General features: G+C 71.9%; 1 protein-coding gene. It reads right to left on the bottom strand.

All coding sequences use genetic code 11. The features are described 5' to 3' along the window. Positions 1 to 216 precede the first annotated feature (216 nt). Complete coding sequence (locus KBX43_RS00025; RefSeq protein WP_210882087.1) at positions 217 to 14,238, bottom strand: type I polyketide synthase; 14,022 nt, start codon at positions 14,236 to 14,238, stop codon at positions 217 to 219. Between the last annotated feature and the right edge of the window lie 197 nt (positions 14,239 to 14,435).

Below are 14,435 nucleotides of genomic sequence, written 5' to 3'. Positions count from 1 at the left end.
ACCGCACGCACCCACATCCGTACCGCTCGCCGCCGGTGGGCAGGGCGAGACGGCCTGGCGTGCTCCGACCCTACGGAGCCGGATCCACACCGGCACACCCCTAGACAGGCTTCGTGGACCCCTAAGGGCGCGCCTGCGCGACGGCGCCGGCCAGGCGTCCGGCGCCGTCGGGTGCCCCTTTTCCCGGCCCGTCCCGCCGGGTCGGGCAGTGTCCGCTCAGGACTTGCCGAACTCCCGCTGGATGATGTCGAAGAGCTCGTCCCGGCTGGCCGACTCCAACTCCTCGGCGGCGGCCGGCGCCGATGCGGTGGCGGCGGGTCGGCCCCGCCACCGGGTCAGCAGGTCCTCCAGCCGACCGACGACCGCGTCGTCGACCTGGTCGCCCGGCAGCCCGCCGAGGAGCTTGTCGAGGCGTTCGATCTCGGCCACGATCGGCAACGCCGGCTGCTCGGGCGCCAACTCGGCCCGCAGGTGACCGGCGAGCGCGTTCGGGGTGGGATGGTCGAAGACGAGGGTGGCGGGCAGTCCGATGCCCGTTGCGGCGGTCAGCCGGTTTCGCAGCTCGACTGCGGTGAGCGAGTCGAAGCCCAGTTCGAGGAAGCCGCGGGCGGGCCTGATCCCGCTCGGCGTGGCGTGTCCCAGCACCGCCGCGGCGGTGCCGCGGACCAGGTCGAGCAGGATGCGGTCGCGCTCCGGCCCGGAGGCGGCGGCGAGCCGCTCGCGCAGCGCCGACGCCGCGCCGCGGTCCTCGCCCTTCGGCGCCTCCTCGGCCGGTGCGGGCTGTGCTGCTTCGGGGATGTCGGTGAACAACCGGGACGGACGCAACGCCGTGAACGACGGCACAAACCGATCCCACCGCACATCCGCCACCACCACCTGCCCCTCACCACCATCCAACACCCCCTGCAACGCCGCCACCGCCAACTCCGGAGCCATCCCCGGCAAACCACGCCGACTCAACTGCTCCCCCGCCACCCCCACCGCCATACCCGCCTCAGCCCACGGCCCCCACGCCACCGACGTCCCCACCAACCCACGCCCACGCCGCGACACCACCAACCCATCCACAAACGCATTCGCCGCCGCATACCCCACCTGACCCGCAGAACCCCACACCCCCGCAATCGACGAAAACACCACAAACGCATCCAAATCCAAACCAGCAGTCAACTCATCCAACACCACCGCACCACCAACCTTCGCCCGCAACACCTCCTCCACCTCACCCACACCCACCTCACCCAACGGCGTCAACTGCGCCACACCAGCCGCATGCACCACCGCCCGCAACCGCTCACCCCGACCCACCAAATCCCCCAACAACCCCGCCACCGCACCACGATCCGCCACATCACAACCCACCACCGACACCCGCACACCCAAACCCTCCAACCGCCCCACCAACTCACCCACACCCGCCGCACCACCACCACGCCGACTCACCAACACCACATGCTCCGCACCCACACCCACCGCCCACAACGCCACCCGCGCACCCAACGCCCCCGTACCACCCGTCACCAACACCGTCCCCGACAACCGAAAACCACCACCACCAGCACCCGCACCCGCACCCGCCGGACAACCCGCACGCACCAACCGCCGCACAAACACACCCGACGACCGCAACGCCACCTGATCCTCAACCCCCGACAACAACACCCCACACAACCAACCCCACACACCACCACCCAACACACCCGGCAAATCCACCAAACCACCCCACCGCAACGGCACCTCCAAACCCACCACCCGACCCAAACCCCACACCGCAGAACCCGCGACATCCGCCAGCTCGTCCGAGTCGCCGACCGACACCGCCCCGCGCGTCAGCCACCACAACCGGCCCGACCCACCGACGTCGGTCAGCGCCTGCACCACGGCCAGCGCCGTCGACACCTCGGCGGCGGCCGGAACCGGGGACGCCTCCCGCGGCTCGGCCAGCGACAGCAGGGACACCACGTGCGCGTCCCGGGCGTCGGAGCTCATCGCCTCCAGCAGCAGCCGCGCCACCCGGTCGCGGTCGGCGCCGGCCGGGATCAGCACCGGGACCGCCCGGTCGGCCCGGGCAGCCAGCGCCGCGGCCACCGGGTGGTCCTCCTGCCCGGGCGCCATCAGCAGCAGCCAGGTTCCCGCCAACGTCGCGGAGTCCGGCACGGCGGCCGTACGCCACGTCGCCCGGTACCGCCAGGAGTCGACGACCGCCCGCTGCTGCGTCGCCCGCCGCCACCGGGCGAGCTTGGGCAGCAGCGCCGTGGACGGCTCGTCCGCGCCCACGGCGAGATCCTCGCCCAGCACGCCGAGGTCCCCGGACTCGACCGCCGCCCAGAACTGCTCGTCGGACGGGGCGTCGGCCCGCTCCGGAGCCGAGCCGGGCTGGGGGTCCTCCAGCCAGTAGCGCTGCCTGTCGAAGGCGTAGGTGGGCAGTTCCACCGCGCGCGGCCGGGTGCCGGTCTGGCCGAGGTACGCCGCCCAGTCGACGGCCACGCCGGCGGCCCAGAGCTGCCCGGCGGTGCTGGTGAGGGTGGTGACGTCGGGCTGGCTGCGGCGCAGCGTGGCGACGTACCGCACGTCGTCGGCGGTGTCCGCCTCGGCGGCCATGGCGGTGAGGACCGCGTCCGGGCCGATCTCCAGGAAGGTGTCCACCCCCTGTGCCCGCAACGCCGCCACCCCGTCGGCGAAGCGCACCGGCTGCCGCACGTGCCGCACCCAGTAGCCGGGCTCGGTGATCTCTGCGGCGTCCGCGACCGCGCCGGTCACGTTCGACACGATCGGGATCCGCGGCGGTTGCCAGTCGAGCCCCGCCACCACCGACGCGAACTCGTCCAACATCGGATCCATCAACCGCGAGTGGAACGCGTGACTGACCGCCAGTTCCTTGACCCGCCAACCCCGCTCACAGCAGGCCGCCACCACCGAAGCGACCTCACCGGCGGCACCCGACACCACCACCGACGCCGGACCGTTCACCGCCGCCACGTCCACCGCCGCACCGGTCACACCGAGCAGCTCGGCGACAGCCTCCTCCGACGCACCCACCGCTGCCATCACCCCACCCGACGGCAACGCCTGCATCAACCGACCCCGCGCCGCCACCAACGTGCACGCGTCCCTCAGGGACAACATCCCCGACACGTACGCGGCCGTCACCTCACCGATCGAATGACCCGCCAGGAAATCAGCCCGCACACCCCACGACGACAACAACTCCCACAACGCCACCTCGACAGCGAACAACCCCGCCTGCGCGAACACGGTCCGATCCACCAGAGCCGCAGTCTCCGAACCCGGCTCCGCGAACACCACCTCGCGCAACACACGCGGCAGACGCGGATCAATCTCCGCGCACACTTCGTCGAACGACGCCGCGAACACCGGGAACGCCTCGTACAACTCCCGGCCCATACCCACACGCTGCGAACCCTGACCCGTGAACAACACCGCCCGACGACCCGCCGACACCACACCCGCAGACCGGCCCTCGGCAACAGCCGACAGCCCGGCCACCAGCTCGTCCACGTCCGAGCCCCACACCACCGCGCGATGCTCCAACGCAGCCCGAGTCGTCGCCAACGACCACGACACATCAGCCACCGACAGGTCAGACCGACCCCGCACGAACGACGCCAACCGCCCGGCCTGACCCGACAGACCCCGCTCCGAACGCCCCGACAGCATCCACGGCACCGGCACCCCGACGGGCACGGCAGACGCCGCGGCGTGCTCCGGCTCCGCCTGTTCGATGATCACGTGCGCGTTCGTGCCGGAGATCCCGAACGACGACACGGCAGCCCTGCGTGCGCGGCCCGCACCCGGCCACTCGCGCGCCCGGGTCACCAGCTCCACCGCACCCGACGACCAGTCCACATGCGACGAGGGCACATCCGCGTGCAGCGTCGCCGGCACGGTCCCGTGCCGCATCGCCAAGATCATCTTGATGATCCCAGCCACCCCCGCAGCGGCCTGCGTGTGACCGATGTTCGACTTCACCGACCCCAACAACAACGGCACATCCCGACCCTGCCCATACGTCGCCAACAACGCCTGCGCCTCGATCGGATCACCCAACGACGTACCCGTACCGTGCGCCTCCACCACATCCACATCAACCGCCGACAAACCCGCACTCGCCAGCGCCTGCCGGATCACCCGCTGCTGCGACGGACCATTCGGCGCCGTCAAACCATTCGACGCACCATCCTGATTCACCGCCGAACCCCGCACCACCGCCAGAACCCGACGCCCGTCACGCCGCGCATCCGACAACCGCTGCACCACCAGCACGCCGACGCCCTCGGACCAGCCCGTGCCGTCCGCGGCGTCCGAGAACGACTTGCAGCGGCCGTCGGCGGACAGGCCGCCCTGGATCGAGAACTCGGCGAACGTGCCCGGTGAGGCCATCACGGTGACGCCGCCGGCCAGGGCGAGGTCGCACTCGCCGGACCGCAGCGCCTGCACCGCCAGATGCAACGCCACAAGCGACGACGAACACGCCGTGTCCACAGTCACCGCCGGGCCCTCGAAACCGAACGAGTACGCCACCCGGCCCGACAACACGCTTGTCGCGTTGCCGGTGAGCAGGTGGCCGCCGACCTCCTGGGCCCGACCGACCGACCCGCTGGCGTACCCCTGGAAGCTGGCCCCGGCGAAGACGCCGACCGCGCCGCCCCGCAGGGTGGTCGGGTCGATGCCCGCCGACTCGACTGCCTCCCACGAGGTCTCCAGCAGCAGCCGCTGCTGCGGGTCCATGGCGAGCGCCTCCCGCGGCGAGATGCCGAAGAACTCGGCGTCGAACTCGCCGGCGTCGTAGACGAAGCCGCCCCTGCGGGCGAAGGACGTGTCGGACAGGCCGCTGCTGAGGAAGCTGTCCCAGCCCCGGTCGAGGGGGAACTCGGAGATGCCGTCGCGTCCGGTGGCGAGCAGTTGCCACAGTTCTTCCGGGGACGCGACACCACCCGGGAGGCGGCAGCCCATGCCGACGATCACGATCGGGTCGTCGTCGACGGTGGCGACCCTGCGGTCGGCCGGCGCGTCGCCCGATGCTCCGAGCACGGTCTCCCGGATGAAGGCGACCAGGGCGGCCGGCGTCGGGTGGTCGAAGACGAGGGTGGAGGGCAACGCGAGGCCGGTTTCGGCGGTCAGCCGGTTGCGCAGCTCGACTGCGGTGAGCGAGTCGAAGCCGAGGCGCTGGAACGCCCGGTCCGGCCGCACCGCCTCCACGGTGGCGTGGCCGAGCACCGTGGCGACCTGGGAGCGTACGAGGTCCAGCAGGGACGCCTCGACCTCCGGCGACGTCAGGGCCGCGAGCCGCTCGCGCAGTGCGGAGGCCCGGTCGGTGGGGCCGGTCTCGGCTCGGGACGCCGCCTCGATCGCCGCCTGTGCTTCGGGGATGTCGGTGAACAACCGGGACGGACGCAACGCCGTGAACGACGGCACAAACCGATCCCACCGCACATCCGCCACCACCACCTGCCCCTCACCACCATCCAACACCCCCTGCAACGCCGCCACCGCCAACTCCGGAGCCATCCCCGGCAAACCACGCCGACTCAACTGCTCCCCCGCCACCCCCACCGCCATACCCGCCTCAGCCCACGGCCCCCACGCCACCGACGTCCCCACCAACCCACGCCCACGCCGCGACACCACCAACCCATCCACAAACGCATTCGCCGCCGCATACCCCACCTGACCCGCAGAACCCCACACCCCCGCAATCGACGAAAACACCACAAACGCATCCAAATCCAAACCAGCAGTCAACTCATCCAACACCACCGCACCACCAACCTTCGCCCGCAACACCTCCTCCACCTCACCCACACCCACCTCACCCAACGGCGTCAACTGCGCCACACCAGCCGCATGCACCACCGCCCGCAACCGCTCACCCCGACCCACCAAATCCCCCAACAACCCCGCCACCGCACCACGATCCGCCACATCACAACCCACCACCGACACCCGCACACCCAAACCCTCCAACCGCCCCACCAACTCACCCACACCCGCCGCACCACCACCACGCCGACTCACCAACACCACATGCTCCGCACCCACACCCACCGCCCACAACGCCACCCGCGCACCCAACGCCCCCGTACCACCCGTCACCAACACCGTCCCCGACAACCGAAAACCACCACCACCAGCACCCGCACCCGCACGCACCAACCGCCGCACAAACACACCCGACGACCGCAACGCCACCTGATCCTCAACCCCCGACAACAACACCCCACACAACCAACCCCACACACCCCCACCCAACACACCCGGCAAATCCACCAAACCACCCCACCGCAACGGCACCTCCAAACCCACCACCCGACCCAAACCCCACACCGCAGAACCGTCCAGGTCGGTCAGAGGCTCGGAGTCGTCCATGGAGACGGCACCGCTGGTCAACCACCACAGCCGACCCTCGACCTCAGTGACTGCAAGCGCCTGCGCGACCGCCAGCGCCTCGACGACACCGGCGCCGGCCAGCGACATCAGCGAGATCATCCCGGCGACCGGTCCTGCGGCCGCCGAGGCGGCGGACAGCCGACGCGCGATCCCGTCCCGGTCCAGCTCGTCCAGCACCACGGGGATCATCTCGGCGCCCCGCTCCGCCAGCCCGGCCAGCAACGGGTGGTCCTCCTGGCCGGGCACCATCAGCACGAGCCAGGAGCCGGTCAGGTTCTCGTTTCCGGTCACGTCCTGGCGCCGCCACACCACGCGGTAGCGCCAGGAGTCCACCGTCGACCGCTGCTGTGCGGCCCGCCGCCACTGCGCGAGCTTCGGCAGGACCGCGCTGAACGGTTCGTCCGCGCCGACACCCAGCTCGCCGCCGACCAGGTCGGGGTCGCCGGACTCCACGGCCGCCCAGAACCGCCCGTCGAGAGCTTCGCCGTGCACGTCCCGGCGGGCCGCGGGCGCCGCCTCGGGCCAGTACCAGGTGTGGTCGAAGGCGTACGTGGGCAGGTCGACCACGCCCGGCCGGGCGCCGGTCTGACCGTGGTACGCAGCCCAGTCGACCGGCACACCCGCCACCCACAACTGCCCCAGCGCCGACGTCAACACGCCGACCTCCGGCTGATCCCGCCGCGACACCGGAACCCGCCGCACCCCGGCATCCGCGACGATCTCCGCCACCATCGCCGTCAACGTCGCATCCGGGCCCACCTCCAGGAACGTGTCCACCCCCTGCCCCCGCAGAGCAGCCACCCCGTCGGCGAACCGCACCGGCTGCCGCACATGCCGCACCCAGTACTCCGGATCCACCAGCTCCAGCGGCTCCGCGACCGCGCCGGTCACATTCGACACGATCGGCACCCGCGGCACCCGCCAGTCCAGCCCCGCCACCACCGACGCGAACTCGTCCAACATCGGATCCATCAACCGCGAATGGAACGCGTGACTGACCGCCAGTTCCTTGACCCGCCAACCCCGCTCACGGCAGGCCCCCACCACCGAGGCCACCTCATCGGCCGCGCCCGAGACGACCACCGACGCGGGACCGTTGACCGCCGCGATGTCCACGACCGCGCCCGACCCGCCGAGCAACTCGGCGACAGCCTCCTCCGACGCACCCACCGCCGCCATCACACCGCCAGCCGGCAACGCCTGCATCAACCGACCCCGCGCCGCCACCAGGGAACAGGCATCCGACAGCGACAACATCCCCGACACGTACGCGGCCGTCACCTCACCGATCGAATGACCCGCCAGGAAATCAGCCCGCACACCCCACGACGCGAGCAACTCCCACAACGCCACCTCCACCGCGAACAACCCCGCCTGCGCGAACACGGTCTGATCCACCAGAGCCGCAGTCTCCGAACCCGGCTCCGCGAACACCACCTCGCGCAACGCACGCGGCAGACGCGGATCAATCTCCGCGCACACTTCGTCGAACGACGCCGCGAACACCGGGAACGCCTCGTACAACTCCCGGCCCATACCCACACGCTGCGAACCCTGACCCGTGAACAACACCGCCCGACGACCCGCCGACACCACACCCGCAGACCGGCCCTCGGCAACAGCCGACAGCCCGGCCACCAGCTCGTCCACGTCCGAGCCCCACACCACCGCGCGATGCTCCAACGCAGCCCGCGACGTCGCCAACGACCACGACACATCCACCGGCGACAGACCACGACCACGCACGAACGACACCAACCGCCCCGCCTGACCCGACAGACCCCGCTCCGAACGCCCCGACAGCACCCACGGCACCGGCAAAGCCACGGAAGCGCCCCCGGCAGACTCCGGCTCCACCGCGACCTCGGGGACGGCTTCGGGCTCCGGCTGCTCCAGGACCACGTGCGCATTGGTCCCCGAGATGCCGAACGACGACACACCCGCCCGCCGAGGACGCTCCACGCCCGGCCACTCACGCGAGGCCGTTACCAACTCGACCGCGCCAGACGACCAGTCCACATGCGACGAGGGCTCGTCCACGTGCAGCGTCGCCGGCACGGTCCCGTGCCGCATCGCCAAGATCATCTTGATGATCCCAGCCACCCCCGCAGCCGCCTGCGTGTGACCGATGTTCGACTTCACCGACCCCAACAACAACGGCACATCCCGACCCTGCCCATACGTCGCCAACAACGCCTGCGCCTCGATCGGATCACCCAACGACGTACCCGTACCGTGCGCCTCCACCACATCCACATCAACCGCCGACAAACCCGCACTCGCCAGCGCCTGCCGGATCACCCGCTGCTGCGACGGACCATTCGGCGCCGTCAAACCATTCGACGCACCATCCTGATTCACCGCCGAACCCCGCACCACCGCCAGAACCCGACGCCCGTCACGCCGCGCATCCGACAACCGCTGCACCACCAGCACACCGACACCCTCGCCCCACGCGGTGCCGTCCGCAGACTCGGCGAAGGCCTTGCAGCGGCCGTCCGCCGACAGCCCACCCTGGCGGGAGAACTCGATGAAGGCGCCCGGGGTGGACATCACGGTGACGCCGCCGGCCAGCGCCAGGTCGCACTCGCCGGACCGCAGCGCCTGCACCGCCAGATGCAACGCCACAAGCGACGACGAACACGCCGTGTCCACAGTCACCGCCGGCCCCTCGAAACCGAACGAGTACGCCACCCGACCCGACAACACGCTCGCGGAGGCACCCGTCGCGCCGTACCCGGCGAGCGACTCACCGGCCTCGCGCACGACGGTCTCGTAGTCCTGGCCGTTGGTGCCGGCGAACACCCCGACGCGGCTGCCGCGCAGCGCGAGCGGTTCGATCCGGGCGTCTTCGAACGCCTCCCAGGAGACCTCCAGCAGCAGCCGCTGCTGCGGGTCCATGGCGAGCGCCTCGCGCGGCGAGATGCCGAAGAACTCCGCGTCGAAGCCGCCCGCGTCGGCCAGGAAGGCCCCGCGCGAGACGTAGGAGTCGGTGCCGGTCAGCGACTCCAGGTCCCAGTGCCGGTTGGCCGGGAAGTCCGACATCGCGTCGGCACCGGCCGTCAGCAGGTCCCAGAGCCCCTCCGGGGACTCGGCTCCGGCCGGGAAACGGCAGCCCATGCCGACGATGACGATCGGGTCGTCGCCCACGACGGGGCCGGTGGCGGCGGGGACGGGCAGCGCCTGCCCGCCGAGCAGCTCGGCGTGGATGTGGCCGGCCAGAGCCGCCGAGTTCGGGTAGTCGAAGGCGAGCGTGGTCGGCAGCGCGAGGCCGGTCGCCGCGTCGAGCCGGTTGCGCAGCTCGACAGCTGCCAGCGAGGTGAAACCGAGATCCTGGAACGCCCGGTCCGGCGCCACCCGATCGACGGACTCGTGGCCGAGCACGGCGGCGACCTCGGCGCGTACCAGCTCACCGAGGACGCGCAACTGCTCCGCGCCGGGCATTCCCGACAGGCGCAGGCGCAGGTCGGCCGCCGGCACCGGGGCGTCGGCGGGCACCGCCGCGCCGGCCTCGGCCAGCAGGTCGCGGACCAGCGGGTGGGCGCGCCGCGGACCGGTGGCGGCCACCCGGGCCCAGTCGATGTCGGCCACGACGAGGTACGTCTCGTCGCGGTCCAGCGCCCGGCTGAAGGCGCGCACGGCTGTCTCCGGCGCCATCGCGCCGAAACCGGTACGGCTGAGCCGCTGTTCGAAGTCGCCCGCGCTCACCCCGCCGTCGGCCCACAGGCCCCAGGCGAGCGAGGTCGCCGGCAGCCCCTCGGCGCGGCGGCGCTGCGCCAGGGCGTCGAGGAACGCGTTGCCGGGCGCGTACGTGGCCTGGCCGGCGGCGCCCATGAGGCCGGCGAGGGAGGAGAAGAGGACGAAGGCGGAGAGGTCGCTGCCCCGGGTCAGCTCGTCCAGGTTGCGCGCGGCGTCGACCTTCGCCCGCAGGGCGGTGGCCAGCTGGTCGACACTCACGGCGTCGACGACGTTGTCGTCGAGGGCGGCGGCGGTGTGCACGACCGCGCTCAGCGGAAGCTCGGCGGGGATCGAGTCGAGCAGCGTCGCGAGCGCGGCCCGGTCGGCCACGTCGCAGGACGCGAGGGTTACCCGGGCGCCGAGCCCGGCGAGTTCCTCGGCGAGGGCGGTCGCGCCGGGCGCCTCGCCACCCCGCCGGCTGACCAGGAGGAGGTGTTCGGCTCCGTCAGCGGCCAGCGCGCGGGCGACGTGTCCCCCGAGTGCCCCGGTGCCGCCGGTGATCAGCACCGTGCCGCGCGGCGTCCAGGAACCGCGCGCACCGGTGTCGCCGTACGTCGCACGAACGAGCCGACGGGCGTGGCCGCCGGTGCCGCGCAGGGCGATCTCGTCCTCCCGGCCGGTGCCGGCGATCAGCGTCCGGAGCATCCGCACGACGCTCTGGTCGGGCTGCTCGGGGAGGTCGACGAGCCCGCCCCACCGGTGCGGGTGCTCGGCGCGCAGCACGCTGCCGAAGCCCCACGCCATGGCCTGCACGGGGTCGACGTGCCGGTCGCGGGATCCGACGGAGACCGCGCCGCGGGTGGCGATCCAGAGCCGGGCGGTGATCCCGGCGTCGCCGAGGGCCTGCGCGAGCGCGACCGTGGCGGCGAGGCCCGTCGGCACGGAGGCGGCCCCGGCGTACGGCCGGGTGTCGAGGGCCAGCAGGGAGAGTACGGGCAGCACGTCCCCGTCGCGGCCGGTCGACGCCTCGGCGAGGTCGTGGGCGAGGCGCTTGCGGTCGCACGTGGCGTCGACCTCGACGATCCGCCCGCCGGCGGCGCCGAGGGCGGCGGCCCAGTCCGTCACGGCCGCGTCGGCGCCGGCCGGTACGACGAGCAGGAAGTCGGTCGCCTCGGCGCGGGCGGCGTCGTGCGTGAGCGGCTGCCAGGCCACCCGGTAGCGCCAGGAGTCGAGGGCCGCCTCGGCGTCCCGGCGGCGTCGCCAGGTGGACAGTGCCGGCAGCACGTCCGCGAGGGGGGCGTCGGCGTCGACGGCCAGGCTCTCGGCGAGGGCCGTCAGGTCCTCCGCCTCGATCGCCCGCCAGAAGTCCTCGTCGGCGGCGGTACGCCGGGCGGCGGGGGGACGGTAGGACCGCGTCGTCGCATTGATCCAGTAACGTCGATGGTCGAAGGCGTACGTGGGCAGGTCGACCACACCCGGCCGGGCGCCGGTCTGACCGTGGTACGCAGCCCAGTCGACCGGCACACCCGCCACCCACAACTGCCCCAAGGCCGCCGTCACCGCAGCGAGCTCCGACTGGTCCCGCCGCGACACCGGAACCCGCCGCACCCCGGCATCCGCGACGATCTCCGCCACCATCGCCGTCAACGTCGCATCCGGGCCGACCTCCAGGAACGTGTCCACCCCCTGTGCCCGCAGAGCAGCCACCCCGTCGGCGAACCGCACGGGCTGCCGCACGTGCCGCACCCAGTACTCCGGATCCACCAGCTCCAGCGGGTCCGCCACGGAACCCGTCACGTTCGACACCACCGCGACGCGCGGCACCCGCCAGTCGAGCCCCGCCACCACCGACCGGAACTCCTCCAGCATCGGATCCATCAACCGCGAATGGAACGCGTGACTGACCGCCAGTTCCTTGACCCGCCAACCCCGCTCACGGCAGGCCGCCACCACCGAGGCCACCTCATCGGCCGCGCCCGAGACGACCACCGACGCGGGGCCGTTGACCGCCGCGATGTCCACGGCCGCGCCCGACGCGCCGAGCAGCTCGGCGACAGCCTCCTCCGACGCACCCACCGCCGCCATCACACCGCCAGCCGGCAACGCCTGCATCAACCGACCCCGCGCCGCCACCAGGGAACAGGCATCCGACAGCGACAACATCCCCGACACGTACGCGGCCGTCACCTCACCGATCGAATGACCCGCCAGGAAATCAACCCGCACACCCCACGACGCGAGCAACTCCCACAACGCCACCTCGACCGCGAACAACCCCGCCTGCGCGAACACCGTCTGATCCACCAAGCCGGCATCGGAAGTACCCGCCTCGGCGAACACGACGTCGCGCAACGCACGCGGCAACAAACCGTCAAAACGGGCGCACACCTCGTCGAACGCCGACGCGAACACCGGGAACGTCTCGTACAGCTCCCGGCCCATGCCCACACGCTGCGAACCCTGACCCGTGAACAACACCGCCCGACGACCCGCCGACACCACACCCGCAGACCGGCCCTCAGCCACCGCCGACAGACCAGCAACCAACTCGTCCAGCGACGAACCCCACACCACCGCCCGATGCTCCAACGCAGCCCGAGTCGTCGCCAACGACCACGACACGTCCGCCACCGCAAGGCCGGACCGTTCCCGCACGAACGACGCCAACCGCGCCGCCTGACCCACCAGACCGCGCTCCGAACGCCCCGACACCACCCACGGCACCGGCAACCCGACCGGCGCGGCAGACCCCGCGGCGTGCTCCGGCTCCGCCTGCTCGATGATCACGTGCGCGTTCGTCCCCGAGATGCCGAACGACGACACGGCAGCCCTGCGTGCGCGGCCCGCACCCGGCCACTCGCGCGCCCGGGTCACCAGCTCCACCGCACCCGACGACCAGTCCACATGCGACGAGGGCACATCCACGTGCAACGACGCCGGCACCACCCCGTACCGCATCGCCAAGATCATCTTGATGACACCCGCCACCCCCGCAGCCGCCTGCGTGTGACCGATGTTCGACTTCACCGACCCCAGCAGCAGCGCGTCCCGGTCGTCGCGGTCCTGCCCGTACGTGGCGAGCAGCGCCTGGGCCTCGATGGGGTCGCCCAGCGTCGTGCCCGTGCCGTGCGCCTCCACGACGTCGACGTCGGCGACGCCCAGCCGGGCGTTCGCGAGGGCCTGGCGGATCACCCGCTGCTGCGAGGGGCCGTTCGGCGCCGTCAAACCGTTCGACGCGCCGTCCTGGTTGACGGCCGTGCCCCGCACGACCGCGAGGACCCGGCGCCCGTCACGCCGCGCGTCCGACAGCCGCTGCACCAGCAGCACCCCGACGCCCTCGGACCAGCCCGTGCCGTCCGCCGCGTCGGAGAACGACTTGCAGCGGCCGTCGGGGGCCATGCCCCGCTGCCGGGAGAAGTCGATGAACGTCTCGGGCGTCGCCATCACCGTGACGCCGCCGGCCAGCGCCAGGTCGCACTCGCCCGACCGCAGCGCCTGCACCGCCAGGTGCAACGCCACAAGCGACGACGAACACGCCGTGTCCACAGTCACCGCCGGCCCCTCGAACCCGAACGAGTACGCCACCCGGCCCGAGGCGATGCTGCCCGCGTTGCCGAGACCGAGGTAGTCCTCCACGCCCGCCGGCGGGGTCTCCGGCGGGTGGGCGTACCCGCTGTGGGTCATGCCGGCGAAGACCCCGACCCGGGCGCCCTTCAGGCTTGTGGGGTCGATCCCCGCCGTCTCGACGGCCTCCCACGAGGTCTGCAGCAGCAGCCGCTGCTGCGGGTCCATGGCGAGGGCCTCGCGCGGCGAGACCCCGAACAGCCGAGGGTCGAACTCGGCGGCGTCGGCCACGAATCCGCCCTCCCGGACCGAGGAGGTGCCCGGCCGGGACCGCTCCGGGTCGTAGAGCGCGTCGAGATCCCAGCCGCGGTCGGTGGGGAAGGAGGCGATCGCGTCACCGCCGGACGCGACGAGATCCCACAGTTCCTCGGCGGTGCGCACCCCGCCGGGGAACCGGCAGCCGATGCCGACGATCGCGATGGGCTGCTGCGCGTCGGCCTCGACGTCCCGGAGCCGTTGCCGGGTCCGCCGCAGGTCGGCGGTGACTCTCTTCAGGTACTCCCGGAGCTTCTCTTCGGTGTCCATCAACCCAGCCCATCGCGATTCACGGCGGAGACTCGACGTAAGCGACGGTACGAATGCGCAGAAGTCTCAGGCGACACCTGTATCTGTCGTTCGGCTCGCTCGGCCGAGAGCCACGCAGATCCCCATCTGCCGGGAGAAGTTATTGGTTGCGCGCGAGCGCGGACAACCCCTAACCAGGCAACCGACCAGCTAGGGGTGTC

Source organism: Micromonospora sp. C41 (assembly GCF_018070485.1).
Lineage (GTDB): Bacteria > Actinomycetota > Actinomycetes > Mycobacteriales > Micromonosporaceae > Micromonospora > Micromonospora chalcea.
The sequence above is the reverse complement of the archived record's forward strand: the minus strand, read 5'-3'. Positions and strand labels throughout refer to the sequence as shown.